The sequence below is a fragment of the Peribacillus sp. NPDC097197 genome (genome assembly GCF_050278025.1).
Taxonomy (GTDB): Bacteria; Bacillota; Bacilli; order Bacillales; family DSM-1321; genus Peribacillus.
This window is the reverse complement of the sequence record NZ_JBNNST010000005.1, coordinates 213486-239166: the sequence shown is the minus strand read 5'-3', so window position 1 is coordinate 239166 and position 25681 is coordinate 213486. Positions and strand designations below refer to the sequence as shown.

The following is a 25681-nucleotide window of genomic DNA, read 5'->3' as shown; positions in this document are numbered from 1 at the left end:
CTTTTTACCCCTCAACCATATCTACTGTTCATCCATTGACCCTTGTTTCCAAAGGGTCTCCAGTAATCAAATGGTAGGAAGGATTGTAGCGAATCTATATATTAAAATGGTCAGTGAATCAATGCATTGCAATCGACAATCAAGGCTACTTGGCCATCGCCTAAAATAGTAGCTCCAGATATAGCAAATGCAGTCGATAAATAATTACCTAATGACTTCAAGACGATTTCAAGTTGCCCTATAAAGGAATCCACTACAAGTCCCGCCATTTTTTCGCCTTTCCTGACTATAACGATTGAAAGAAACTCTTCTTCTTCGTTTTGTACGGGCACTTCAAAAATGTCCTTTAGGAACAGGAGTGGCAGCACTTTTCCTCTAAAGTCGATCACTTGTTGATTATGGGCATTCATAATATCTTCTTTTCTTATAATGGCTGTCTCTATAATAGAAGAAAGAGGGATTGCATATTTCTCCTGTTGAATTTCAACTAACATGACGGAAATGATAGATAACGTCAAAGGAAGTTGTATGAGAAAAATGGACCCTTCATTCTCCTTAGAGTCGATTGTTACCGATCCGCCCAGTGATTCTATTGTGTTCTTCACGACATCCAAACCTACGCCACGGCCAGATACATCCGAAATGGTATCGGCTGTGGAGAAACCTGAAGCGAAAATCAATTCATAAATTTGCTTATCCGATAGTGTTGCGGCGGTTTCCTTCGTTAGTATTCCATTGGAAAGGGCTTTACTTAAAACCCGTTCTTTATTAATACCAGCTCCATCATCTTCAATTTCAATGAACACATGGTTACCGCTATGATAGGCCTTTAATAGAATCTTCCCTACTTCATTTTTCCCCATAGAAAGACGCTTTTCAGGTGTCTCCACTCCATGATCCATCGCGTTTCTTAATAAATGAACGAGTGGGTCGCCAATTTCATCAATGACCGTTCGGTCCAATTCAGTTTCAGCGCCGATAATCTCTAAATCTACCTTTTTATTTAAATCCCTCGCTAATTGGCGTACCATTTTCGGAAAACGGTTGAATACCGTTTCGACAGGAACCATGCGCATGTTCAACACAATCGTTTGCAAATCGCTTGTTACGCGAGACATTCTTTCCACAGTTTCGTGCAGTTCCTGGTTATCCAAATCGCTTGAAATTTGATCTAACCTTCCTCTATCGATAACTAGTTCTTCAAATAAGTTCATTAATATATCTAGCCGCTCGATATTTACCCGAATGGTCTTGCTTGGAGCATGCTTGACCGCTTTTTTTGTTTCTTTAGCCTCATTGATTGAAGGTGACTGGTCCGTACCTTCCTGAGGCTTTTTATCGGCCGCTTTTTTTTCCTCTTTAATATTTGCAGCATGACGTAGTTCTTCCAGATTTAGGGCTGTTATTTCGACGACATCCACTTCTGAAACCTTCATGATTTTTTTCTTGGTCTCTTCAATCGATTCATTGGTCACCAATGTAACCGTGAATTTCTGATCAAATTGTTCTTCCTCCAAAAGTTCAGCAGGTGGATTCGATTTTATCACCTCACCTGACTTTTCAAGAACTTCAAACACCATAAACACTCTTGCAGCTTTTAAAAGGCAGTCGTCACGTAAGCTGATTGAAATTTCATAGCTTTTAAATCCTTGTTCCTTGGATTGCTGCAAAACAGTCATTTCGAATTCGTCATATTCGCCCATCGTTGCTTGTTCCATTGTTTCTAGAACGGGAGATGCTGCTGCCGTTTCATTAATTGTAGGGATAACCAGTGATTCACCTTTTTCGATTTGTTGCAATTTTCGCACCACGTTCGTCACATCACGTTTGCCATCTCCGCCTTCAGCAATCGACATGACAATTGCTTCTAGGTCATCCACCGCCAAGAATATTACGTCGAACAGTTCAGGAGTTAGGATAATTTTGCTGTTCCGGATCGCGTCTAGAACATTTTCCATTTTATGGGTCAAATTAGCTAAATCCTCATAGCCCATTGTAGCCGACATACCTTTTAAAGTATGTGCGGAACGAAAAATCTCATTGACTATCGAAAGATCCTCCGGGTTCTTCTCAAGTACCAACAGCTGTTCACTACACGTTTGAAGATGTTCTTTACTTTCTTCAATAAATACCTCTAAATACTGATTCATATCCATACAATCTCCACCCCCGTATGTTAGCAATAGCCAATTATGGCTTTTGCTATTTTATCTACATCCTCTATGCTATCTATTAAATTGGTAGCAATTGCCGCCTTTGGCATTCCAAAGACAATTGACGTCTCCTGTGACTCTGCTATTGCCTTTAAGGGACCAGTTCTTTTCAACTTGGTAAGTCCGCTTGAACCATCCATACCCATTCCAGTCATGACAACAGCTATTTTTGCAAATTCCGCTATTTCACTTACTGATTCGAAAAGCACATCCACCGAAGGACGGTGCCCATTTCGCTGCTCGGATTGATCCAATTCTACCGCAAGGCTCAACCCAACTTTTTTCACTTTGAAATGGAAGCCCCCCGGAGCGATATAAGCTACTCCTTTTTGAATCAACTCCCCATCTTCCGCTTCCTTTACCCGTATCCTCGATAATGAATTGAGCCTATCGGCTAAGGATTTCGTGAAGCTGGGAGGCATATGCTGGACAATCAAAATAGGGGCATCGATATTTTCCGGGAGCCCCGTCAATACTGTCTGCAAAGCCCTTGGTCCTCCTGTCGATGTACCAATAACTACAATCTTTTTATTCCCATGGAACCATTTTTTTATATCATTATCAATATCGCTAATTTCTTTTGATTCTATTTTACTATATTTTTTCCAGTCTGATGGGTTTCTTTCAACATTTATCGCACTTTTTTGTAGTTTGTGAACATTTGCAAGGCTGGCTGCCATAACTTTCTCACATAGTTCTTCCTTAATTTTATGCAAATCCAGTGAAATAGCCCCTGAAGGCTTAGCAATAAAGTCAATGGCGCCACTCTGCATGGCGATACATGTACTTTCCGTCCCTTCCTTCGTCGTGCTTGATAGCATGACCACTGCTGTCGGACATTCTTCCATAATCCGGTTTAACGCTTCTAATCCATCCATAACCGGCATTTCAACATCCAAGGTGACGACATCCGGTTTCAACGATTTTATTTTTAATAAAGCATCTTTTCCATTCCTGGCCGTCCCAATGATTTCCATTCTATTATCTTCTGCTAAAAGTTCAGAAATCAGCTTCCTCATAAACGCGGAATCATCCACTATCAACACTTTAACCTTTTCCATATAAGGAAACCTACTTTCCAAGAAAATATCGTTTCATATTTTGCAGGAAATTACTTTTTTGTATAATTGATTCTTCATCAAATCCATGATTTACATATCTAGATACAATCTCGATTAGAGATTTGGAAACAGCCGCATCAGGATAAGAAAGAATAAAAGGAATTTGCTTGGAAACCGCTTTGGAAACGGATCTATCATCGGGGAGATATCCAAGTGCAACCATCTCCGCCCCAAGGAATTTCCTCAGAGCATTTTGAAGTCTGATCATCGTTTCTTTCCCTTCCTTTTTCGTGAACACCCTGTTGCAAACGAGAAAAAATGGAATCTCATCATTTACTGAATGAATGTATTTCATCGTAGAGTAAGCATCCATCACAGAAGTCGGTTCTGGGGTTGTGATGATGATTAACTCATCCACGCACAAAAGGAATTTTGCGGAATCCTGTGTGATACCGGCCCCCATATCAAACAATATATAATCATAACTCTCTAGCAGAGAACCAAATTCTTCAGTAAAACGTCCATATTTATCTTCATCTAAAGTAAAAAGGTGGGTCAGCCCCGTTCCACCTGTTATTACGGAAATTTGTTCCGGTCCTGTGGTCATGATCTCTTTCAAGCTTAGACCATCTTCAAAAAAATCAACGATGCTATATGGAGAATGCTGCCCAAATAAGATATCTATATTACCCATTCCAATATCCATATCGAACAACAATACCTTTTTTCCCAGTTTCGACAAGGAGATGGCAAAGTTCAAAGAAAAGTTGGATTTACCCACTCCACCTTTTCCACTCAAGATGGCAAGTGTCTTGGCCATTGAATGGTTTTTTTGCAATTCCAGTCTCCTTCTTAGATTTTCAGCTTGATCTTTCATAATCTTTAGCTCCAAGAACCATCTTCAATAAATTGGATGAAGTTGCTTTTTCAATATCATCTGGCACATTTTGTCCATTTGTTATATAAGCTACCCCCAATTTATGAGTGTGAATAAAATTAAAGATCGAACCAAAAGTAGACGTTTCATCCGCTTTCGTAAAAATGATCTGCTTAATCGGAATCGTCGTGAACTGTCGATAAATATCCTCCATGTCCTTTTGCTTCGAGGTCAATGAAAGCACTAAATACGTTTCCATCTCATCTGTGAAGTGGATGATTTCCCCTAGGTCTTTAACATACTGCGGATTGCGAAAATTCCTTCCAGCTGTATCGATAAAAACATAATCATAATGAGAAAAGCGTTCTGTGGCTTTTTTGAAATCTTCCAAGTTATAAGCCACTTCGATTGGAACGTTTAGAATCTTTGCATATGTCTTCAACTGATCGATAGCAGCTATCCTATACGTGTCGGTTGTAATGAAAGCTACCTTCTTATCATGCTTCAGCATGGTCTCTGCTGCTACCTTGGCTAAAGTTGTTGTCTTGCCAACACCTGTCGGACCTACAATATTAATATATTTCTTCTGTAGGCCGGGCCTTCCATTCGGTACCTGATCCACTAGTTTACATAAAGATGCTTCTAGCCAGTTTTTAATTTCTTCATCAGTAGAATCCTCTTTAGTAGCAAACCATTTATCAAGGAGCTCGTCCATGATTTGTGAGCGGATAACTGTATTGACATCCTGTTCGATAAGATACTCATAAACCTGTTGTAATTTCTCCGGATAATGAGCGTGTGATGGGATTTGTATATTTCTTATCATCCCTTTTAACCCTTCAATTTCCTTTAACAGTTCAACATCTCCCCGGTTGTTTTGTTTTGGTGCAGCCGGTTCATTGATTTTCACTATAGAACTCTCAAGTGCCGGTTTTACAGGCAGCTTTTTCTCTTTTTGTTTAGTTACAGGTTGGGAGGGCTGTGAAACGGGATCGATGGCGGCCATGACTTCAATATTCCTTTTCTTGAACAACCCTAGAAAACCACCCTTGTATACCGCTTTCGAACTTAAAATGACCGCTTCACTGCCTAACTCTTGTCGTATCTGCTTCATGGCTTCAGACATGGAAGGTGCCATATATTTCTTTATCCTCAATCAATATTCACCACCCCTACACTTTGTACTTCTACATTTGATTCGAGTTCATTGTAAGAAAGAATCGGTACATTGGGAAAATAACGTTCTGTCAATTGTCGAGCGTACATACGTACAGCTGGGGAGCAAAGCACAATCGGTTGATGATCCATCAAAGTCAGCTCCTCCAATTTACTAGCAATCGCCTCTAGAATCGACTGGGATACAGTAGGATCGAGCGATAAAAAGTTACCATGTTCAGTTTGTTGTACCGCATCTGCAATCGCCTTCTCCACTTTTCCCGATAAAGTAATGACTTTTATCCGGTTTTCCCCTGAAATAAAGGAGTTCGTAATTTGTCTCGCTAAATTCTGCCTTACATATTCAGTGAGCAAATCGGTATCAGTAGATAACTTTCCATAATCAGCAAGCGTTTCAAAAATGATTGGTAAGTTCCTTATCGAAACTTTTTCTTTCAATAGTTTTGCCAATACCTTTTGGACATCCCCAATCGATAATGGATTCGGGGTGACCTCCTCAACGAGAATTGGCGATGTTTCTCGTAGATGATCGATTAATTGTTTTGTTTCCTGCCTACCCAAAAGTTCATGGGCATTAGCTTTGATGACTTCCGTTAAATGCGTGGAAACCACACTCGGAGGATCCACCACGGTATAGCCCATCATTTCCGCATGCTCTTTCATGTCTTCCGCAATCCATTTAGCAGGCAGACCGAATGACGGTTCAACCGTATCGATTCCTTCTATTGTATCGTCCTCTATACCAGGACTCATGGCTAAATAGTGGTTCAAAAGTAATTCTCCGTTGGCAATTTCACTTCCCTTGATTTTCAAGCGATACTCATTAGGATTCAACTGGATATTATCCCGAATCCGAACCACTGGGATAATCAGACCCATTTCGATTGCCAGCTGTCTGCGGATCATGACAACCCGATCGAGAAGGTCTCCTCCCTGATTCGTATCGGCAAGGGGGATTAGTCCATAGCCAAACTCAAATTCTATGGGGTCGACACTCAAAAGGTTTACGACGCTTTCAGGACTTTTCATCTCGTCCGTTTCCAATACTTCTTCCATCTCCTGGATTTCACTTTCATCAGGTTGTGGTGTTTTGGAAATGACATATCCCCCCAGAACCAACAAAGCAGCAATCGGCATTGTGAATATATCCGATATGGGGGTGAATAATCCCAGGAGGAAAATTGTTGCTGCAGTCAAGTAAAGCATTTTAGGAAATTGAAATAACTGCTCAACGATATCCGCGCCTAAATTGCCATTAGAAGCCGCACGAGTCACGACAATCCCTGTAGCCGTTGAAATCAGTAATGCCGGCACTTGGCTGACGATTCCATCGCCCACCGATAACATCGAAAAATGGACGGCTGATTCGCCAAAGCTCATGTCCAATTGCATGACACCGATAATCATCCCAAAAATCAAGTTGATGATGACAATGATTATACCTGCTATGGCATCACCTTTTACGAACTTGCTCGCTCCGTCCATGGATCCATAGAAATCGGCTTCGTTGCTGATTTTTTCTCGCCTTGTACGTGCTTCGCCTTCAGAGATCATCCCAGCGTTCAAATCGGCGTCAATGGCCATCTGTTTCCCAGGCATCGCATCCAGCGTAAACCTTGCCGCTACTTCAGATACCCTTTCGGACCCTTTCGTGATGACAATGAAATTGATGATGACCAAGATTATAAATACCACTAAACCTACAAGAACATTCCCTCCAACCACAAAGGAGCCAAAGGTTTCAACGACACCGCCAGCATCTCCATACGTCAAAATGGCACGAGTCGTGGACACATTCAATCCAAGTCTGAAAAGGGTTAATAATAAGAGCAGCGACGGAAAGATTGAAAACTCAAGCGGCTCTTTCATATTCATCGTAGTCAATAGAACCAACAGCGCAAGAGATATATTTAAAAGAAGTAAGATACTTAATAACCAAGTTGGTAATGGTATGACCAACATGGCGACAATCATGATGACACTCGATATAACAACCAAATCTCTTGCTCGCATGTTTTTCTCTCCTAACTAACAGGTAACAATCTACCTTTTAAAGCTTGCCTTTCGTTTTATATACAAAGGCCAGTATTTCAGCGACTGCCTTAAAAAACTCTTCCGGTATCGCTTGTCCCACTTCGGCTTGATCATATAAAGATCTTGCCAAAGGCCGATTTTCCACCATGACGACATCATTTTCTTTCGCGATATATTTAATCTTCTGAGCAACAAAATCCACACCCTTCGCCACGACAAAGGGAGCTTCCGCTTCATTTTCATCATACTTTAAAGCAATGGCAAAATGCGTGGGGTTTGTAATGACAACGTCCGCATTCGGCACTTCCTGCATCATTCTCTGGGCAGCCATCTGACGTTGCTTTTGCCTGATTTTAGATTTAATGAGCGGGTCGCCTTCAGAATTTTTATATTCATCCTTAATATCTTGCTTAGACATCCGGATGTTTTTTTCAAAGTCATATTTTTGATACATATAGTCTAATAGTGCAATGAACAATAAAGCCACGGCAGCATAATACCCTACTTTAATCGTAATATCCGCCAATGTTGCCATTGCATCTGCCACAGATATCTGTGATAAAATCATAATCTCTTCCATACGGTTCCAGAGTACATAAAAAGCAACAAAACCAACAAATGATATTTTAAGAATGGATTTCAATAATTCAACAATTGCCCTCATGGAAAAAATTCGTTTAAACCCTTTAATGGGGTCCAGCTTTTCGAGCTTGAACTGAATCGATTCCGTAGAAAACATAAAACCGATTTGCATCACATTGGCCAAAATCCCTGCTACCACTGCTGCCAGAAAAACAGGACCCAGAACAAGTCCCATCTCTACAAGAATTTCGAGCAAAATGACTTGCATCCCCTCTTCACTGAAATCGGCCATCGTGAAGTTCTGTAGGTATTTCTTCATAAGGGAGAGTAAATGATTGTACATATAGGGTCCCATCAGCAGCAACACTGAGAATACAGTGATTAAATTAACTGATGTGTTGACATCCTGACTTTTGGCAACTTGTCCTTTTTTCTTTGAATCCTGACGTTTTTTTGGGGTTGCCTTTTCCGTTTTTTCACCGGCGAAAAACTGTAAATCCAGTTGTATCCATTCCATTGTCATAAGCCCCCGATCAGCTGCATTAACTGACGCATCGTCAGGAGCATGAAGTTAAATAACTGTGACACAACCGTCATCATCATTCCCATGACTATGATGACAATCGCTAAACCCACGATGATTTTCACAGGGATGCCGACAACAAAAACATTTAGTTGAGGAACGGTCCTTGCTAGGATACCAAGCGTGACATCCACTAAAAATATGCTCCCCACAACTGGGATCGCCATTTGAAAGGCAATCATAAATGCTTTACTAAACGCCTTGGCCAAGTACTCTATTATTGTTTGGTCGCCGAACGGGACGAACAATTGGTCAATCGGGATAAATTGATAGCTATAAAAGATTCCATCCAGTAGTAAATGATGACCATTGGTGCTTAATAGAAACAATAGGGCTATCGTGTATAAATATTGTCCCATCAAGGGACTTTGTGCTCCTGTTTGTGGATCGATGACATTCGCTATCGAAAAGCCCAGTTGAAAATCGATTAACCCACCGGCAATTTGGACCGCAGACAAAATCATATAAGCAGCAAACCCAATGAAAAGTCCTACAAGTGCTTCTTTCATGATCAATAAATAAAAAGTCACATCCAAATCCAGAACCGGGGCATCGATGGTATAGTACATGATCCAAGCCAGGAAAACCCCCAACCCGATTCTGTGCTGTATCGGAATTGATCGATACGAAAAAATCGGCATGGCCACGAAAAAGGTAGTAACCCTGACTACTATTAATAAAAAAGCAGGAAAGTAAGGGAATATTTCCTCCATGCCCTAACCTACAAATCGATTCAAATTACCGAATATATCATTGGCGTACGATAATAGATGACTGAGCATCCATGGGGCCAAAAAAATAAGCGCCAATAAAACAGCCACAATTTTCGGAACGAAGGCCAATGTTTGCTCCTGAATCTGAGTGGTTGCCTGAAAGATACTTACTAATAACCCGACCACAAGAGCTATCAACATCAACGGACCCGCAATAATCAACACCATATAAATCCCTTTTTCTGCTACATCAATCACATAATCTGCACTCATCTTTTCTCACCTGCTTAAAAACTCTGTAATAATGACTTCACTACTAAATACCAACCATCAACAAGAATGAAGAGAAGGATCTTGAATGGGAGGGAAATCATGACCGGCGGTAACATCATCATCCCCATTGACATCAGGACGCTGGCAATAACCATATCTATCACTAAAAATGGAATGAAAATCATGAATCCTATTTGAAAGGCCGTTTTAATTTCACTGATTGCAAATGCTGGAACAAAAGCAGTCAAGGGGATATCCTGTATCGTTTTTGGCTGTTCTACCTGGGCATAGTCAAGAAATAAGGCCAGGTCTTTCTGTCTCGTATGAGCGCTCATAAATTCCTTAAAAGGAATCGCTGCTTGCTCATACGCCTCTTCCAAATCAATTTCTTCATTAAATAAAGGAGTCAATGCCTTCTCATTCACTTCCTGGAAAGTGGGAGCCATGATGAAAAAAGTCATGAAAAGAGCCAAGCCGACCAGTACCTGGTTCGGCGGCATCTGTTGCGTCGCCAGCGAAGTCCTGACAAAACTGAGTACGATGATGATCCTCGTAAAACACGTCATTAAAATCAATATACTAGGAGCAAGAGATAAAACGGTTAGCAAAAGAACTAACTTGACGGAAGTAGAGACGCTAGTGGGATCACTGTTGTTAAAGAACTCCATGAACTCATTCATTCTTTGTCTCTTCCTTTCCTATCAAGTTCTTTTAACAGCTTCTTCCTGCTTTTAGACATTTTCTCGAGCTGATTTTTGAACTCCGAGGAAAAACTATTAGTCTCTGTTTCATCCTTTTTCAGCCATTTGCCTTTCATTTTTGCCACAAAATCTCTTGGCTGGATCATCTGGTCCATTTTCCCATTGTAATCTTCTATCAGCTGTTCATATTCTTTTGGATCATCTATTTCCTTTAAAAGTTGGATGTTTTCACCAACGCCTACGACTAGAATCCTTCCTCCGACTTTTACAAGCTGTACGGATCGGTTTGCCCCGAGACTCGTACCTCCCAGATTCTCAACCGAATTGGCTTTTTGATACGTTTTGCTTTTCTTTCCTACAAATCTTAAAACTATATAGAGCAGCACGACCACAAAAATGGTCGCAAGAATCATCCTGAGGAACTCCCATCCAGTAATCCCCACTTTTTCAGGATTCGTTGCTTCATCGGTAGATTGGGAATCGGTAGAAAGGGATTCTTTTGATTTATCAGTTTTATCCGTTTTTGAATTTTCTGGCTCAAAAAAATTCTTTACTGTGTCATCCTGATCTTGTGCATGGACCTGAATGGCCCCGCAAAACAAAATGACTAGCGCTAGTGAAACTTGAAGCCATTTTTTAAAAGCAAACAATATGAAGACACCCTCTTAGTTAGCTTAGTGCTTTATTTATGGCTTCCAATACGCGATCCGCTTGGAACGGTTTTACAATGAAGTCTTTGGCTCCCGCTTGGATGGCATCAATGACCATTGCTTGTTGGCCCATTGCAGAGCACATGATGACCTTGGCTTGAGGATTTACCTTTTTAATTTCCTTTAATGCGGTAATTCCATCCATTTCAGGCATCGTTATATCCATCGTTACAAGATCCGGGTGTGTTTCTTTATATTTCTCAACTGCTTGGGCTCCATCTGCCGCTTCCCCGACAATCTCAAAGCCATTTTTAGAAAGAATGTCCTTGATCATCATTCTCATAAATGCTGCATCGTCTACAATTAATATTCTATTTGCCATTTTGTTTCTTCCCCCAAATTTTATCTAATTTTTTTTAATCGGTCGCTCTGACTCATAATATCAGTAACTCGAACTCCAAAGTTTTCATCAATGACAACAACTTCACCCTTTGCGATTAACCGGCTGTTTACAAGAATATCAACAGGTTCCCCAGCCAGTTTATCCAATTCAATGATAGAACCGGATGACAACTCCAGGATTTCCTTGACCGAACGCTTTGTCCTGCCAAGTTCTACCGTTACTTGAAGTGGAATGTCCATCAGCATGCTGAGGTTCTTCGTTTCCGATTCTTGAAGTTGATAAGGCTGAAAACTTGTGAAACTAGCTGGTTGGATATTTACAGGCTTACCATTGGATGCACTTGGTGAACCAAAATGCTGAGGTTCATTAGGCATTTGATAAGTCTGTTGTTGTGCCTGATAAGGCATTTGTCCATATGGATCATGGACTGATTGGTTCGTAATGGGCATCTGTGATTGAACAGTCGCTTGTGTCGGAATGCTCTGCGGCTGATTTATGGCCACCTGTTCCATCGCTTTTGGAATTTCGGCAGGTTCACTATCTCCGGTACCATTCAATAGTTCATCGACCAACCCCTTAGCGAACTCTAAAGGCAATAACTGCATGATGCTTGAATCAATTAAATCACCGACGCGCAGCCGGAACGAAATTTTTGCAAATAGATCTTCGTTCGGGATGGCGTCCTCGCCTTCGCCGTTCAAAAAATTGAGTAAATCTATGCTAGGTGGAGAAATATCAACCTTTTTGCTGAAAATGGTCGACATTGACGTAGCGGCGGACCCCATCATTTGATTCATTGCTTCCTGGACCGCACTTAATTGGATTTCCCCTAGCATATCCGAAGGACTTAATCCATCACCACCCAACATCAAATCGGCGATGATGGCTGCATCACTTTGCTTGATGACAAGCATATTGATACCGGAAAACCCCTCCGTATACCTTACTTGGATGGCCACATATGGCTGTGGAAACTCCTCTGCTATTTTACCTTTTTCAATGATGGTAACAGTCGGAGTCGTGATATCCACCTTTTGGTTCAATAAGGTGGATAATGCAGTTGCTGAGCTTCCGAAAGAGATATTCCCGATTTCACCGAGTGCATCCAGTTCCATTGCTGATAAATAATCAGCAATGGGAAGCGAGCTTACCTCTTCATCTGTATCGTCTGTACCTTTTAAAAGGGCATCTATTTCGTCTTGTGAAAGCATTTCGTCACTTACCATCTTCGTCTCCCCCTTTCAAAATATCAAGAATCTGGATGGCATGTTTTTTACCTACTTTGCCTGGTTGCCCACTATATTTTGGAATTCCTCCAACTTTAATTAATAAAGGTTGATCGATTGCCTGATTTAAATCGATAACATCACCTACATCAAGAAGCAGAAAATCCTGTATGGTAATATCAGTGGTTCCAAGTTCGGAAATGATTGGGAGGTCTGAATTCCTGATACGCGTTTCCAAGACCTTGATTTCCTCAGGCAGTCTTTCTTTTTGGGAAGTTTCCATCCAGTAATGAGCAGATAACTTTGGTATAATCGGTTCTAAAACGACGTGCGGTATACATATATTGATCATTCCGCTTGTTTCACCAATCTGGGTATTCAACGAGATGACCACCACTGTGTCATTGGGTGAAACTAGCTGTAAGAACTGCGGATTCACTTCGAATTCCGTCATCACCGGTTCGATTTCGACAATCGTCTCCCAGGCTTCCTGTAAATTCTCAAAAGCCTTCTCAAAGAGGTTTGACATGATTTTCGTTTCGATTTCCGTTAGACTGTCGACTTTATTTGCACTGACGCCCCTGCCCCCCAACACCCGGTCCATCATGGAATACGCAATATTCGGGTTGACCTCCAGTATGATGCGACCATCCAAAGGTGGGACCTCGAATACATTCAAAATCGTCATTTTGGGGATGGACCGTATAAATTCTTCATAAGGGATTTGGTCAGCGGAAGCGACCGAAATTTGAACATAGGTTCTTAGCTGCGCTGAAAAGTAGGTTGTCAATAACCTTGCGAAATTGTCATGGATGCGTGTCAAACTCCTGATTTGGTCTTTCGAGAACCGGAGCGCTCTCTTGAAGTCGTACACTTTCACCCTTTTTTCTATTTCTTCTTTCTTTAAATCATCTGCATCCATTTCTCCTGTAGAAATCGCTGATAGTAGTGCATCAATTTCATTTTGCGATAATATTTCCCCGGACATTAGCATTCACCTCCAAAACTTCCCCTTCTTATTTAATGAAGTCAGGATGTTCTTATTGAAGGATCGAGGAGGTTATATAAACCTTTTCAACTTTTCCTTCTTCCATTAATTCATTAATTTTAGTCTGTAATGTATTCTGAAGTTTTTCCTTGCCCTTTTTACCTGTCAATTCTGTTGCCTTCATTTCGGAAAGCTCGGTTATAATGATATTTTTCACTTGAAAATTCCTTTTTTCGAGTTCTTCTTTAGCCTTTTTACTATCTGTCTGGACCATAAATGATATTTTAATATAATCATTGCCCGCTAGATTCGTCGTAATCTCCGGAATTTCTACAGAAGATTTAACAATTTCATCTATACTTGGCTTGTCCTCTGCTGATGTGGGGTCAGATAACTTCGTAACAACCACTACTGCTATGACGCCAACCAGGGTTATCGCCACAAGCATAATCAATATAATCGTCAATAGCTTTTTTTTCATACGCTTCCCTCCCCATCTTTTTGAAATCCAAGAACGTTAACGGAACGGTAGAATTGAATGATAGCCTGAATCAATTCCTCTTCTTTCTCAAGTACTACAATCTTCTTGCCATTTGTAAAAGTAATGGTCGTATCCGGCAGCGATTCGACCGTATCTATGTACAATGCATTAATATGAAATCTCTTGCCATTCAGCCTTGTCACTTTAATAATAATATGTAGGAGCCAGAGCAAATCAGCACCTGGCTCCTCCCTCCCTTAAACTATCGTTTTAAGTTAACCAGTTCTTGCAGAATTTCATCAGACGTCGTGATGATCCGCGAATTCGACTGGAAACCACGCTGAGCAACAATCATCTCCGTGAACTCTTCGGATAAATCGACGTTGGACATTTCCAATGACCCGGATGCAATTGTTCCGCGGCCATCCCCAGCTACACCGATGTTCGCCGTTCCTGAGTTAATCGATTCCTGGAATGTGCTACCGCCAGTTTTGGTTAAACCAGAAGCGTTTGAGAACTTGGCGATGGCCAACTGACCCAATGTCACGATTTTCCCGTTTGAGTATATTCCATTAATTTCACCTGAAGCGCCGAAGTTAAAGCTTTCCAGTTTTCCTTCTTTATTACCGTTTGGATTGACAAGAGCTGTTGTTGTTCCTGCAACTTGGGTAAGGTTTGAAAAATTATAATTTATGGTAGCTTCTGTTTTATTACCAGAAGTGTAATTACCGTTATTATCAAAAGCAAGAGTAGTTAATTGACCTGAACCTGTAGTACCAGGAACAGTCGGTGGTTCCTTGTCTACAAATACATCCCATGAACCAGTAGTAGCATTTGGTTCAGATGTTTTTTGAAAATACATCGTTTTCGTTTGTTCTTGACCCTTATCATCAATCACTTTGATTTGCTGACTAAATACGGAACCCTTAATAGCGTCTGCTGCAAGATTCTCACTCACAGTTACTGTAGTTGTCTTTACTGCCGGTAAAACAGCATTTACGTTAACTGCTACATCACCGATTGTATTCGATAATTTTCCATTTGCATCAACCTTGTAGGCTTGCACTTTGGATCCACTCGAGTTAACGAGGGTACCATTATCATCTAAATAGAAGTTTCCAGCACGTGTATACGATAAGGCGTCACCTTGTTTGACGACGAAATAGCCGTCACCGGATACGGCCAAGTCGAGATCACGTCCAGTAGTTTGCAAGCTTGATTGACTATGAATCGTGTCTATCGTCGCGATGGTAGATCCTAAACCTACTTGTTTGGCATTGGTCCCCCCTCTATTTTCCGTTGCAGCACTTGCCCCTGATATTGTTTGGTTCATCGTATCACTGAAAGTAACACGGCTTTTCTTAAAACCATACGTATTTACATTAGCCACATTATTCCCGATGACATCCAATTTTGTTTGTAAGTTTTTCAACCCACTGATTCCTGAGTACATTGAACGAAGCATATTAAACGTTCCCCTTTCATATTAGCGACTGCTTCTGTCATTCCACAGTCTAGGCTTCCTATACTAGGGCCGGCCCGTTAATCCAGTAATATGGTTCCATTGATATTCGTGAAAATTTGAGACGATGCTTCATCTCGGTCCATGACAGTGATAACTTTGTTATTTTTCGTGCTGACTACGAGCGCCGCATTATCGGTGATTATGAGTGACTCTGTCACTCCCATCTTTTTGGCCTCACTTGCTTTATCGGCAATTAGATCCCAAGTTTGGGGATTTATTTCTATTTTCCTTTGATTCATCCGCATTTGGGCGTGTTTACTGATCGTCAGTTTTTCAACATCTGTTACAGCTGTCTTGAAGTGCTGTTGAAATCCTTGCTGGACCGTTTGCCTTTGTCTCAAGGGTGTTTTCATCAGTGGTATCGCTTGAGCGGAATTAGTTTGAAAGCCTAGTTTATTCATCGTTCCGCTCCTTAAGCGCCAGCTATTTTTATCAATTGCTCTCTTGATAATTTTGTGCCTGTTTCATCATCCACTTCGATTTGCAGCTTGCCATTATTCATCGATACTGATGTTACAATGGCCGACTGCTCACCGTTTTTCTCATCATTCCACGTGACACTTTTACCAATCAGCTCGCTTGCTGTCGTCAGGCTATTTGAGCCTGTTCCCGTCTGCTTCATGGCTGAAATATTCGCCGGTTCAAGTTTGGTTCCATCTTCTAAAAGGAAATAAACTTTATCTCCTTTAAATTGAATTGAATCCACGATTCCTGTTCCTTCTTCAATTGCAAGGTTCTCATCACCCTCGTCAAGTTTATGCCATGTCACTTCTTTACCAACAAAGGAGTTATAGTTCATCAAACTATTTTGCTGATTGGATGCAAGCAACTCGTCCATTTTAGTTCCGATATTCATCATCTGTTCTAAAGATGAAAAAGTCGCCATTTGGGCTATGAACTCCGAGTTGTCCATCGGGCTTGAAGGGTCTTGATTTTGCAGTTGAGTAAGCAACAACTTCAGGAAATCATCTTTTCCTAGATTATCCCCCGTTTTTCTTGTTTCGGTTTGATAGTTTGATAACATGAGTGATGTATCAATCGTCGTCATTTCTTCACCTACACTTCTAGATTTAACAGGGCTTCAGCAAATGAACTGGTAAATTCACTTTCTGATTCTTCGTTACTTTCCTGCTTGCTTTCTTGGTGTTGTCTGCTTTGGTCCTCTGCATCTTTCTGGCTGAATTTCTCTGCATTGAAAGAGTTGAAGGCCTGTACAATTTCGATTTTTTCGATTTGAATGTTCTGCCCGCTGAAGGCTTGCTTTAATCCTCGAACTTGGTTCTCCAACATATCCTTTGCATGTGCTGTAGTGGCTAAGATTCTTGCTGTCATCAGTCCATCTTTTTGGATCAATTCAATTCTGAGCGAGCCCAGGTGTTCAGGGTTCAGTCTAATTAACAGCTTATTGACGCCATTCGTTCCTGAGAAATTTGATTTGTTCAAAATGGATTCAAATCGCTTGACGAATTCATCTTGACTAACCGTCTGTCCATCTTTGGAAGCTGTCATAACCAGCTGTTCCAGTTTTGTGATTTGCCCCTGTACACTTGCACCTTGGTTAATAGCTTCATTTAAAACCTTTTCATTGCTAAGCGTTCCTGAATTTCCACTTTTCGTTAGAGTGAGCTTAAAGTGAGCTGACTTTACAATCTGTATTGGCAAACCCAGACCTTGCTTGTTTCCTTCTTTATCAGCCCCTACCATCCGAGAGAATGCATTCCTCACCGTTTCGAGAGATTTATTCTGCCCTTTATCCACTAGAACTGAAAAATCAAGATCTCCACTTTTTTTCTGTTGCTCATTGGACACCCATTTTTCAAGCTTTCCGGTTATTCCATCAAGCACGTTCTTCATTTGCTTCTGGATGGATGCTTCGTCCTGTGTCATATCTTTAGTTTCTGATAGAAGTTCCTGAACTTTCACTAGCTTTAAAAGGTTTGCCGTTCCCTCTATTGGGAGCTGTTTCCACTCATCTTCACTTAACGATGCAACTTGTTTAAGGATTGTATATAGGTCCATGACATTAGCACCGAGAAGACTTTGAGCGTCGAGTGCCATCTCTTCCTGGTCACTATCTAAATCAAGTTCTTCGATACTTGTAAAAAATCTCTCTAGACTAGTTTTGTCATCACCGTTAAGAATTTGCAGTAGCTGTAAAAGTAACTCTCCCGAACCTGACGACTCGTTTATTAACAAGTCCTCAGCTGCTACTCCCCCTTCAAGATCACTTAAATTGGATTGTTTCAAGAAATCCACCAAATCCTTTAGTGTTGTGAGTTTTTCCTCCGAAAGAGTGATAGATTCTGCATCCAACGTCTTGTCCGAATCTGTCTCTACAGTCAATGCGGATTGAAGGGCGGATCCAAACTGGGCATTTGATCCTTGGCTCTGGTTGGGTTGTACTTTTTTATTCACTGATGCCAAAGGTAGCATCGAATTAATGGCCGAATTCACGTTTAAATCACCTCCTTTCATGCGACTTACGTACTAGACTCTGTTAGTTTCTTCGTTAATCTGACAGCATCTGCGGTAGTCATCTGCTCCAAGACCTTCGCTAATGTATCAGCTTTCATACTTGCCAAGATTTTCACGGCATCTTCATCGTTCATCTCCGTAATGATTGGCGCTGATTTTTTAGGAGCCATCGTTTCATATGTGCGTATGATGTCCTTGAATGCCCGTTTACTCCCATCCTGGCTTTCTTTAAGCTGATTCAATTGAGTTTGTATTTGCTGTTTTTCTGCCTCAGCCTTTTCGACCGCTTGATCACGGGTGTCAATGATGCTTTCAAGTTTCTTTATCTCTTTTTCCTTGTCTTTAATTTCAGTCTCTAGTCTAGCCAATCTTTTTGAATCCTTACCAATCTCTTGCGTGGGTTTTACTTTTTCATCATCTTTTTCAAATAGTTCAGTTAAGGGGATTTTCCCTGATAGCTCCTTAGCCTTTTCCATGACATTCACACCGGCTACAGTAAAAACGATCAATGCAACAGTCACCGCAAAAATCAAAGGGATAAAGATGACAAGAAACCATTGAAATTTACTTATTTTACTTTCTTCCAATTCATCCAATCCAGTTGGTTCTTCTTTTTTACGCATTCTATCACCTAACGCCCTTTACTTAAGAATTGCCTGATAGATATTTCATCCATTTGTCTATTCTCATCTTCCTTGATGATATCCAAGAATTTATGAAAATCGTTTTCTTTCATTTTCTCGTACTTCTTCACTTCAATATTTCTTTCCATTAATACTTCTTGCAGGACATTCATTTTATAACGAGCTTCTATGACTTCCTCCTGGCTAAGACTTATGAGCTTTTCAAGATTGTCCATAAACAGCTGGTGATGGCGAATTTCTTGAATGGACAAACCATTTCTCAACCTTTCCTCTTGGAATGCCAGTAAGTCCTCTTTTTTCTTCAAGAACTTATATAGTTTTCCAGCCACTTCTTCAAACTTTTTCAGCGCTGTATTATATTTAGATAGTGCATCTCTTTTTTCTTTTTCTTTTATGGTAAGGATCTTTTCGAACTTATATTGATAAATCATAGCTACTCACCTCTTTCCATCAAATCTACAAGGTTTCCTATACTTATATCTTTAGGCGCCTTTTCATGAGTGCCCTGCTTTAAAAATGAAATGATTTCCGGGTAGCGCTTTATGGAATTATCTATTTCCTTCGAAGATCCCCTTTTATAAGCTCCTATATTAATTAAATCTTCCGAATCCATATAAGTAGATAAGTTTGCACGTAGTTCTTCTGCCGACTTTTTGTGTCTTTCTCCAACGATGTTATTCATGACTCGGCTGATGCTCTTTAAAACATTAAGCGCGGGATACTGGCCCTTGTTTGCCAAATTACGGTCTAAGATGAAATGCCCGTCCAATATTCCCCTGACTGCATCGGCAATTGGTTCATTCATATCGTCTCCATCAACAAGAACTGTATAAAAGGCTGTGATAGATCCTAGTTGATTTGTTCCCGTTCTTTCTAAAAGTCTTGGAAGAATGGCGAATACCGATGGTGTATACCCTTTTGTCGTAGGTGGCTCACCGACAGCTAGTCCGATTTCCCTTTGGGCCATCGCCACCCTTGTGACAGAGTCCATCATCAACATTACATTCAATCCCTTATCCCGAAAGTATTCTGCAATTGCAGTTGCTGTCATTGCTCCTTTAATCCGCATCAACGCTGGCTGATCGGAAGTTGCCACCACCACAATGGAACGAGCCAATCCCTCTGGACCAAGATCCTTCTCAATGAACTCCCGAACCTCCCGACCACGTTCCCCAACAAGTCCAATAACATTTAAGTCAGCTGTCGTATTCCTGGCCACCATGCCTAGCAATGTACTTTTCCCTACTCCACTCCCAGCGAAAATCCCGACACGTTGCCCTTTTCCGACTGTTAGTAGACTATCTATCACCCTGACACCAACATCAATCGGTTCATCAATCGGTGGTCTTTCCATAGGATTAGGAGGATCTTGATCGACTGGTACCGTAGCTAGTCCCTTCGGAAGCAGGGAATGATCGATGGGAAAACCCAGAGGATCGACAACCTGGCCAATCAATCCGCTTCCCACTTTTATCTCAAGGCTACGCCCACTTCCTTCGACGATGCACCCTGGTGAAATATCACTCACAGCTGTAAATGGCATGAGAATAACCATTTCATCGCGGAAACCGACGACTTCAGCCAGTATCGGTTTTTTCTTTTTTTGAACACCGGTATAGATATAGCAAACGTCTCCAACAGAGCTTTCAGGGCCTTGAGATTCAATCATCAACCCTACGACACGCTTGACTCGGCCATAGTGTTTAAATGTATCGACTTCATCAATATAGGGTATGAGGTCTCTCGCTTTCATCTTTACTCCCCTTCCAACAGTTCGGATAGTTTTGCCTTAATTTCTAGTAGTTGACTATCGACACTTGCATCAATTCTTCCATTCTCCGACTCTATGATACAGCTGCCTTCATCCAATTCATCATCAGGATAAATATATAATTCCGCTTCTTTTGGAAAAATCGAAATCAGTTCATCCTTGTGAGAAAGAATCGATTGGTATCTGGACGGATGAATGTGCAGCTGAACTTCCCGGTATTCCCTTGCTTCTTTAATCGCTCCCTTAACGAGAGATAAGAATGTTTCTTCCTTAGCCTCCAATTGCTGTCCGATGATTTTTTTGGCTACGTTCAATGCTATATCTAGAATGACTGATTCAGAGGATTCAAGATGCTGCTGATAATCAACTTTTGATGCCTCCACCACTTCTTTAGCAAAAGCGATGTCCCCGGCCATCTCGTTATAGCCCTTTTGAAGTCCATCCTCAATGCCCTGTTGGTATCCTTCTTTTTGTGCTTGTTCAATGTATATTCTTTTTTCCTCTTGCTCCCAATAATCCTTTGCTTGTTGAATTTCTTCGACAATCGTTTCGGCTTGCTGCTTTGCTTCTATTAATATGGCATCCGCTTCTTGTATGGTTTGATTAAGAAATTCATTAAGTGGGAAGTGATTGGTGACTTGCCCCTCATCATTTTCTGTTACCTGGACATCAAATTGCCGGATTTTAATCGTGAATTTGTTACTTTCATCTTCCTTCGCCTGATGAGATTTAATAATTCTAGACAATAATATCATCCCCTCCGCCACGGGCGATTACAATTTCACCAGTTTCTTCAAGGCGGCGAATGACAGCAACGATTCTTGATTGTGCTTCTTCTACATCACGTAGACGAACAGGTCCCATATATTCCATTTCTTCCTCAAAGGTTTCGACCATCCGTTTGGACATATTGCGGAATACAATGTCTTTCACTTCCTCACTTGCCACTTTAAGTGCAAGTTTAAGATCTTCATTATCCGATTCCCGAACCACGCGTTGAATGGCTCTACCATCAAGGGTCACGATATCTTCAAAGACAAACATCCTCTTCTTGATTTCTTCTGCAAGTTCAGGGTCTTGAATTTCAAGAGCATCCAAAATGGTTCGTTCCGTGGAACGATCGACTCCGTTCAGGACATCTACCACAGCTTCGACACCACCGGTTTGTGTATAGTCCTGGGTAACGGTTGCAGAAAGTTTTCTTTCTAATATCTGTTCCACTTCATTAATAATCTCTGGCGAAGTGCTATCCATCAAAGCAATCCTTCTTGCAATGTCTGCCTGCACTTCTTGAGGCAGTTCTGATAAAATTTGTCCGGCCTGTGTTGGATCAAGATAAGATAAAATCAGGGCAATCGTCTGAGGGTGCTCGTTTTGAATAAAGTTCAATATTTGCCCTGGGTCTGCTTTACGAGCAAAGTCGAAAGGCCGAACTTGCAGGGATGAAGTTAAACGGTTAATGATGGCCGCAGCTTGATCGGTACCTAACGCCTTTTCCAAAACCTGCTTCGCGTATCCTATCCCACCTTGCGAAATATAATCCTGTGCTAAAGCGATGTTATGAAATTCCTCTAAAATCTCTTCCTTATCGTGCGAGTCGACACTTCTAACTCCTGAAATCTCCAGAGTCAGCCTCTCGATTTCTTCTTCTGAAAGATGCTTATATACGGATGCAGAAACATCCGGGCCTAAGGAGATAAGGAGGATTGCCGCCTTTTGTTTACCTGTCAATCCACCCTTTTTCTTTCGATCTATCACTTGCATGGCCTCCTAATCTTCTGCTATCCAGCTTCTTAATAATTTTGCGAATTCATCTGGCTTCTCTTTAGCCAATTTTTCAAGCTGTTTCCTTTTTAAAGAGGCCTCCGATTCCGTCTCTTTATTTAAATCAGGAACTTCGAATTGGGCTTCCTCTTCTACTTCCTCGTAATACTCCTCTTCCAAATCCCGTTGACGTCTTGAACGGAAGAATAAGACTAATAGAATGATAATGACTAGCAATAGAACTCCACCAACAATATAAACCCATATCGGTAGTGAGGAAGCATTCTCCTCTTCTGAGATCTTCATTTTTCCATTAAAAGGTTGTACGGAAATGGCAATCTTCTGATTTAATTCATCATCTGTCAGTTCTTCCCCTACCGCTTTTTTATCTATCGTCGTTCGGATAATCGTACTTAGGATTTGTGTGATATCATCCACGCTCTGTTGAGATAATGAATTCGGATCATCAGCGGTAGGTGGTTCTACCATGACTTGAATGCCTAAATCCTTGACTTTATATGGACTTTCAACGATTTCTTTCTTGATTCGGTTCACTTCACTATTTATAGTTTCATCTGATTTTTCATAATCGCCTGAACCTGTCGTACCTTCTACATAACTGGAACCCAATGAATCCGCGGAGTCTTCACTTTGGGGAATTCCCCCATTTTCAGCTGCGTCCCCGCTATACGATTCGTTGATCCTTTGGGCTGAAATTTCTATTCCAGCCATATTTTCCTCATCCACCGGCTCCACAAGGTTCTCTTCCCGATTTTCTTGAGTAAAATCAATGTCGGTCGTAACGGAAACGGCCACTTTATCCCGCCCCATAATAGTTCCAAGCATATTTTGCACTTGTCTTTGTATATCTCGTTCTATTTCTTTTTTTATCTCATTTTGAGATTGAAAAGCAGAACCGAATGACGAATTTTCATTTTTAAGGTCATAATACTCAAAATCTTGATTCATGATGACGATATTATCTGTAGGAAGGTTGGGAACACTTTTCGAAACAAGATGATATAGGGAATTGACTTGACTCTCCTCGAACTTATAGCCCGATTTCGTATTCAATACAATCGATGCTGAAGCTTCACCGGCGGATTCGCTGACAAAGACTCCTTTATCAGGAAGCGTAATCATTACGCTAGCGTCCTCGACTCCATCAATTTTCTTTATTAAATTGGATAACTCTGTTTGCATCGTATCCAATTTAATTACATTAAACTCATTTTCAGTCATTCCCAATCCAGCTCCCTGGCTAAAGAATGAATAATCGATGCTACCAGACTCAGGTATTCCCTCAGCCGCTAGTTCGACTTTGAGCGTATCAACACTTTCTTGTGGTACTTTGATGGTTGTACCGTTATCCGCAATCTCGTTTTTTATTCCTTGACTGTCTAAATTTTCTTTTATGCTACCCGTCTCGGATGGTTTCAGATTGGAATATAACGGAACCAATGTCGTTCGGGTTGCGAAAAATGAGGCAACCATGACGATGATGATGACTAATGCCGTTGAACCAATCATTATCATCTTTTGTTTTCTACTTCTTGTACTCCAGTAACCAGTTATTTTATTTTTAAAGTTCACTAGTGCATCATTCATTTAAATCCCCCGGTCAGTCTATGAATTTATGAGAGGAGGCATTTTCCCCCTAGCCATTTTTTCTCTCTTTATATGAGGTCTTTAAAATGAATGTTAAATGCTCATTCTCATCATTTCCTGGTAGGCTTCGACCACTTTATTCCGAACCTCTAACGTAGCCTGCATCGTAATGCTCGCCTTTTGTGAAGCAATCATCACATTATGAAGTTCTACGTCTTCTCCGTTAGCTAACTTAGCTGTAAGGCTGTCCGATGATACCTGGGCCTCGTTAACTTTATTCATAGTTTCTTTTAATACGGACGCAAAATCTTGTTGCGCTTCGTATGGTGTACTTGTGTTAGTCTGCTGACTTTTCCATGCTTTATCTATATTGCTTATGCTTGAAAGAGAAATCCCCTCCATAATGCACACGCTCCAATCAAAAATTATTTACCGATTTCTAATGCCTTCATCATCATTCCCTTTGATGCATTCAAAACAGTGACATTGGCTTCATAGGATCTAGTGACGCTCATTAAGTCGACCATTTCTCTCAGTGGATCCACGTTTGGCATCTCTACATATCCATCTTCATTTGCATCTGGGTGATCTGGATTGTAATCCAGTTCAAATGGTGTTTCATCTTTAACAATTCCTGATACTTTTACACCTGTACCCGTACCGTTCGTTTTTCCGGTTGCTGCATCTAGAAAACTTGCAAAACTTGCTTCCTTATTTTGCAGAACAACCGATTTTCTTGAATAAGGTTTCCATTGTCCCGACTCCGCATCAAATTCGGCTCTAGTCGTATCGGCATTGGCCATATTGGCAGAAATCACATCCATCCGAAGCCTTTGGGCAGTCAAAGCTGAGCCCGTCGTATTAATACTCTGAAAAATCCCCATTACTTCCCACCCCTAATCACTGATTCCAATGACTGGAATTTACCCGAAAGTCTATCCGTTACAGCATTATAATAAATTTGATTCGTAGCCAGGTCCGTCATTTCTTTATCGACATCCACACTGTTCCCGTTACTGTTATAATTCACATTGTTCTGTGTAACAATGGAAGAAGTCGCTTTGCCGTTTGATTTAAAGCTAAAGTGCCTGTCATCGGTACGATATGATTGAATAGCCGTATCAAGTTCTGTTCGAAAGGACTTTGTATTAGAAACATCTTTCGCCTTATAATTCGGCGTATCGGAATTAGCAATATTTTGCGAAATGACCTTTTGTTTCGTACTAGAAAAATTCAGAGCGTTTTCCAGTGATTGAAAGGTATTTGAAAATAACTCCATTTTGTCGTTCCCCTCTTTCTATCCAAGCAAATAATAACTTATGTGATAAATAAATCCATTATCTTAATATCCTTAATTTTAAAGAAACGCAAGAACGATGTCTATAATCAATATATAGACTTTAGACCTATTATAGTCGAAAAATGTCACAATTTGCTCAAATTTATAGCTTTTTTATTTAAATTTCTAGTCAATTGTGACGTTATATTACATTATTTTATGATTTTATCCATTTTTTATCTTTAAATACTTATTTATCATACAGAATCACAAACCAATATACCTGATACTTTAGAACTAATTAGTATAGAAACCACCAGGTATATATTGGTAATGGTTTAATGGTAATCTACATACTGCTTCAGCAAAGGGTGAATTAACGTGTAAAAAATCAGATTTTTTACAAATACTGACTCCCTAATTTTTTTGAAAGAATATAAAACTATTAAAGCATTCGACTTTTTTCCACATATTAAACTTCCCGGAAATTCCGATTAATAAATGCCTGAGATATAAAGTATTCTTAAAATTAATGAAAACAATCTTTTATTGACCATAGAGGACTGTCTATTCAAATAGCTATTACAGTATAATTACCCTTTATAAGGAAAATTATACTGTATTTTGGATAAACGATTCTTTATCCTCATACTG

Annotated in this window: 28 protein-coding genes; all 28 read right to left on the bottom strand. The window is 40.6% G+C overall.

Annotated features, from left to right (window positions below; translation table 11 throughout):
- Positions 1-110 precede the first annotated feature (110 nt).
- The 28 genes from ACQKL6_RS09410 to flgB all read right to left on the bottom strand — a co-directional run bounded on the left by ACQKL6_RS09410 (position 111) and on the right by flgB (position 25027).
- Positions 111-2156 carry a chemotaxis protein CheW gene (locus tag ACQKL6_RS09410; RefSeq protein WP_402987929.1) on the bottom strand — a complete coding sequence of 682 codons (2046 nt, stop codon included), beginning with the start codon at positions 2154-2156 and terminating at the stop codon, positions 111-113.
- Positions 2157-2176: 20 nt separating this feature from the next.
- On the bottom strand, positions 2177-3274 hold the full coding sequence (locus tag ACQKL6_RS09405) for a protein-glutamate methylesterase/protein-glutamine glutaminase (RefSeq protein WP_427650996.1): 1098 nt from the start codon (positions 3272-3274) through the stop codon (positions 2177-2179).
- A gap of 10 nt (positions 3275-3284) precedes the next feature.
- Positions 3285-4151, bottom strand: a complete 867-nt coding sequence (locus tag ACQKL6_RS09400) for a MinD/ParA family protein (RefSeq protein WP_427650995.1) — start codon at positions 4149-4151, stop codon at positions 3285-3287.
- Complete coding sequence (gene flhF / locus ACQKL6_RS09395; protein ID WP_427650994.1) at positions 4135-5307, bottom strand: flagellar biosynthesis protein FlhF; 1173 nt, start codon at positions 5305-5307, stop codon at positions 4135-4137. The genes ACQKL6_RS09400 and flhF overlap by 17 nt, the downstream gene beginning before the upstream one ends.
- Positions 5304-7340: a flagellar biosynthesis protein FlhA gene (gene flhA / locus ACQKL6_RS09390; protein ID WP_427650993.1), complete on the bottom strand. Its 2037-nt coding sequence runs from the start codon at positions 7338-7340 to the stop codon at positions 5304-5306. The genes flhF and flhA overlap by 4 nt, the downstream gene beginning before the upstream one ends.
- A gap of 37 nt (positions 7341-7377) precedes the next feature.
- Positions 7378-8460 carry a flagellar biosynthesis protein FlhB gene (gene flhB / locus ACQKL6_RS09385; RefSeq protein ID WP_402868355.1) on the bottom strand — a complete coding sequence of 361 codons (1083 nt, stop codon included), beginning with the start codon at positions 8458-8460 and terminating at the stop codon, positions 7378-7380.
- Positions 8461-8462: 2 nt separating this feature from the next.
- Positions 8463-9239, bottom strand: coding sequence for a flagellar biosynthetic protein FliR (gene fliR / locus ACQKL6_RS09380; protein WP_402868354.1), 777 nt, complete (start codon positions 9237-9239; stop codon positions 8463-8465).
- A gap of 3 nt (positions 9240-9242) precedes the next feature.
- Entirely contained in the window at positions 9243-9512 is a 270-nt protein-coding gene (gene fliQ / locus ACQKL6_RS09375) for a flagellar biosynthesis protein FliQ (protein ID WP_427650992.1), read from the bottom strand.
- A 14-nt stretch (positions 9513-9526) separates the two neighbouring features.
- Positions 9527-10192: a flagellar type III secretion system pore protein FliP gene (gene fliP / locus ACQKL6_RS09370; protein WP_402868349.1), complete on the bottom strand. Its 666-nt coding sequence runs from the start codon at positions 10190-10192 to the stop codon at positions 9527-9529.
- Positions 10189-10863: a flagellar biosynthetic protein FliO gene (locus tag ACQKL6_RS09365; protein WP_427650991.1), complete on the bottom strand. Its 675-nt coding sequence runs from the start codon at positions 10861-10863 to the stop codon at positions 10189-10191. Before ACQKL6_RS09365 ends, fliP begins: the two co-directional genes overlap by 4 nt.
- A 19-nt stretch (positions 10864-10882) precedes the next feature.
- Positions 10883-11245: a response regulator gene (locus ACQKL6_RS09360; protein WP_063231856.1), complete on the bottom strand. Its 363-nt coding sequence runs from the start codon at positions 11243-11245 to the stop codon at positions 10883-10885.
- A gap of 20 nt (positions 11246-11265) precedes the next feature.
- The gene (gene fliY, locus ACQKL6_RS09355; RefSeq protein ID WP_427650990.1) at positions 11266-12492 is read right to left on the bottom strand and encodes a flagellar motor switch phosphatase FliY; all 1227 of its coding nucleotides are present in this window, start codon (positions 12490-12492) and stop codon (positions 11266-11268) included.
- Positions 12482-13480 (bottom strand): flagellar motor switch protein FliM, encoded by a 999-nt coding sequence (gene fliM / locus ACQKL6_RS09350; RefSeq protein WP_402868343.1) that lies wholly within the window; start codon positions 13478-13480, stop codon positions 12482-12484. Before fliM ends, fliY begins: the two co-directional genes overlap by 11 nt.
- A 52-nt stretch (positions 13481-13532) precedes the next feature.
- Entirely contained in the window at positions 13533-13961 is a 429-nt protein-coding gene (fliL, locus tag ACQKL6_RS09345) for a flagellar basal body-associated protein FliL (protein WP_427650989.1), read from the bottom strand.
- A complete protein-coding gene (locus tag ACQKL6_RS09340) occupies positions 13958-14173 on the bottom strand; it encodes a flagellar FlbD family protein (RefSeq protein ID WP_402988021.1) in 216 nt (71 codons plus the stop codon). Before ACQKL6_RS09340 ends, fliL begins: the two co-directional genes overlap by 4 nt.
- Before the next feature lie 50 nt (positions 14174-14223).
- The gene (gene flgF / locus ACQKL6_RS09335) at positions 14224-15426 is read right to left on the bottom strand and encodes a flagellar basal-body rod protein FlgF (RefSeq protein ID WP_427650988.1); all 1203 of its coding nucleotides are present in this window, start codon (positions 15424-15426) and stop codon (positions 14224-14226) included.
- Positions 15427-15503: 77 nt separating this feature from the next.
- On the bottom strand, positions 15504-15887 hold the full coding sequence (locus tag ACQKL6_RS09330; RefSeq protein WP_407407658.1) for a TIGR02530 family flagellar biosynthesis protein: 384 nt from the start codon (positions 15885-15887) through the stop codon (positions 15504-15506).
- An 11-nt stretch (positions 15888-15898) separates the two neighbouring features.
- Complete coding sequence (flgD, locus tag ACQKL6_RS09325; RefSeq protein WP_402987897.1) at positions 15899-16534, bottom strand: flagellar hook assembly protein FlgD; 636 nt, start codon at positions 16532-16534, stop codon at positions 15899-15901.
- Positions 16535-16542: 8 nt separating this feature from the next.
- On the bottom strand, positions 16543-17940 hold the full coding sequence (locus tag ACQKL6_RS09320) for a flagellar hook-length control protein FliK (RefSeq protein WP_427591111.1): 1398 nt from the start codon (positions 17938-17940) through the stop codon (positions 16543-16545).
- 26 nt (positions 17941-17966) lie between these two features.
- Positions 17967-18584, bottom strand: coding sequence for a MotE family protein (locus ACQKL6_RS09315; RefSeq protein WP_427591109.1), 618 nt, complete (start codon positions 18582-18584; stop codon positions 17967-17969).
- Positions 18585-18592: 8 nt separating this feature from the next.
- Positions 18593-19036, bottom strand: a complete 444-nt coding sequence (gene fliJ, locus ACQKL6_RS09310) for a flagellar export protein FliJ (RefSeq protein WP_402868333.1) — start codon at positions 19034-19036, stop codon at positions 18593-18595.
- Between the two features lie 2 nt (positions 19037-19038).
- Positions 19039-20358 (bottom strand): flagellar protein export ATPase FliI, encoded by a 1320-nt coding sequence (gene fliI, locus ACQKL6_RS09305; protein WP_402956307.1) that lies wholly within the window; start codon positions 20356-20358, stop codon positions 19039-19041.
- Between the two features lie 2 nt (positions 20359-20360).
- A complete protein-coding gene (gene fliH, locus ACQKL6_RS09300) occupies positions 20361-21122 on the bottom strand; it encodes a flagellar assembly protein FliH (RefSeq protein WP_427650987.1) in 762 nt (253 codons plus the stop codon).
- The gene (gene fliG, locus ACQKL6_RS09295; protein WP_402956303.1) at positions 21115-22134 is read right to left on the bottom strand and encodes a flagellar motor switch protein FliG; all 1020 of its coding nucleotides are present in this window, start codon (positions 22132-22134) and stop codon (positions 21115-21117) included. Before fliG ends, fliH begins: the two co-directional genes overlap by 8 nt.
- Before the next feature lie 12 nt (positions 22135-22146).
- Positions 22147-23748, bottom strand: a complete 1602-nt coding sequence (fliF, locus tag ACQKL6_RS09290) for a flagellar basal-body MS-ring/collar protein FliF (RefSeq protein WP_402987885.1) — start codon at positions 23746-23748, stop codon at positions 22147-22149.
- A gap of 93 nt (positions 23749-23841) precedes the next feature.
- Positions 23842-24150 carry a flagellar hook-basal body complex protein FliE gene (gene fliE, locus ACQKL6_RS09285; protein ID WP_402956299.1) on the bottom strand — a complete coding sequence of 103 codons (309 nt, stop codon included), beginning with the start codon at positions 24148-24150 and terminating at the stop codon, positions 23842-23844.
- A gap of 23 nt (positions 24151-24173) precedes the next feature.
- Positions 24174-24632, bottom strand: coding sequence for a flagellar basal body rod protein FlgC (gene flgC, locus ACQKL6_RS09280; RefSeq protein WP_402956297.1), 459 nt, complete (start codon positions 24630-24632; stop codon positions 24174-24176).
- Complete coding sequence (flgB, locus tag ACQKL6_RS09275; protein WP_402956295.1) at positions 24632-25027, bottom strand: flagellar basal body rod protein FlgB; 396 nt, start codon at positions 25025-25027, stop codon at positions 24632-24634. The genes flgC and flgB overlap by 1 nt, the downstream gene beginning before the upstream one ends.
- Between the last annotated feature and the right edge of the window lie 654 nt (positions 25028-25681).

What these genes read in the sequence shown, in the direction of transcription:
- ACQKL6_RS09410 (WP_402987929.1), bottom strand. Translation starts at nt 2,156, where the DNA reads ATGGATATGAATCAGTATTTAGAGGTATTTATTGAAGAAAGTAAAGAA.
- ACQKL6_RS09405 (WP_427650996.1), bottom strand. Translation starts at nt 3,274, where the DNA reads ATGGAAAAGGTTAAAGTGTTGATAGTGGATGATTCCGCGTTTATGAGG.
- ACQKL6_RS09400 (WP_427650995.1), bottom strand. Translation starts at nt 4,151, where the DNA reads ATGAAAGATCAAGCTGAAAATCTAAGAAGGAGACTGGAATTGCAAAAA.
- flhA (WP_427650993.1), bottom strand. Translation starts at nt 7,340, where the DNA reads ATGCGAGCAAGAGATTTGGTTGTTATATCGAGTGTCATCATGATTGTC.
- flhB (WP_402868355.1), bottom strand. Translation starts at nt 8,460, where the DNA reads ATGGAATGGATACAACTGGATTTACAGTTTTTCGCCGGTGAAAAAACG.
- fliR (WP_402868354.1), bottom strand. Translation starts at nt 9,239, where the DNA reads ATGGAGGAAATATTCCCTTACTTTCCTGCTTTTTTATTAATAGTAGTC.
- fliQ (WP_427650992.1), bottom strand. Translation starts at nt 9,512, where the DNA reads ATGAGTGCAGATTATGTGATTGATGTAGCAGAAAAAGGGATTTATATG.
- fliP (WP_402868349.1), bottom strand. Translation starts at nt 10,192, where the DNA reads ATGAATGAGTTCATGGAGTTCTTTAACAACAGTGATCCCACTAGCGTC.
- ACQKL6_RS09360 (WP_063231856.1), bottom strand. Translation starts at nt 11,245, where the DNA reads ATGGCAAATAGAATATTAATTGTAGACGATGCAGCATTTATGAGAATG.
- fliY (WP_427650990.1), bottom strand. Translation starts at nt 12,492, where the DNA reads ATGGTAAGTGACGAAATGCTTTCACAAGACGAAATAGATGCCCTTTTA.
- fliM (WP_402868343.1), bottom strand. Translation starts at nt 13,480, where the DNA reads ATGTCCGGGGAAATATTATCGCAAAATGAAATTGATGCACTACTATCA.
- fliL (WP_427650989.1), bottom strand. Translation starts at nt 13,961, where the DNA reads ATGAAAAAAAAGCTATTGACGATTATATTGATTATGCTTGTGGCGATA.
- flgF (WP_427650988.1), bottom strand. Translation starts at nt 15,426, where the DNA reads ATGCTTCGTTCAATGTACTCAGGAATCAGTGGGTTGAAAAACTTACAA.
- ACQKL6_RS09330 (WP_407407658.1), bottom strand. Translation starts at nt 15,887, where the DNA reads ATGAATAAACTAGGCTTTCAAACTAATTCCGCTCAAGCGATACCACTG.
- flgD (WP_402987897.1), bottom strand. Translation starts at nt 16,534, where the DNA reads ATGACGACGATTGATACATCACTCATGTTATCAAACTATCAAACCGAA.
- ACQKL6_RS09315 (WP_427591109.1), bottom strand. Translation starts at nt 18,584, where the DNA reads ATGCGTAAAAAAGAAGAACCAACTGGATTGGATGAATTGGAAGAAAGT.
- fliJ (WP_402868333.1), bottom strand. Translation starts at nt 19,036, where the DNA reads ATGATTTATCAATATAAGTTCGAAAAGATCCTTACCATAAAAGAAAAA.
- fliI (WP_402956307.1), bottom strand. Translation starts at nt 20,358, where the DNA reads ATGAAAGCGAGAGACCTCATACCCTATATTGATGAAGTCGATACATTT.
- fliF (WP_402987885.1), bottom strand. Translation starts at nt 23,748, where the DNA reads ATGAATGATGCACTAGTGAACTTTAAAAATAAAATAACTGGTTACTGG.
- fliE (WP_402956299.1), bottom strand. Translation starts at nt 24,150, where the DNA reads ATGGAGGGGATTTCTCTTTCAAGCATAAGCAATATAGATAAAGCATGG.
- flgC (WP_402956297.1), bottom strand. Translation starts at nt 24,632, where the DNA reads ATGGGGATTTTTCAGAGTATTAATACGACGGGCTCAGCTTTGACTGCC.
- flgB (WP_402956295.1), bottom strand. Translation starts at nt 25,027, where the DNA reads ATGGAGTTATTTTCAAATACCTTTCAATCACTGGAAAACGCTCTGAAT.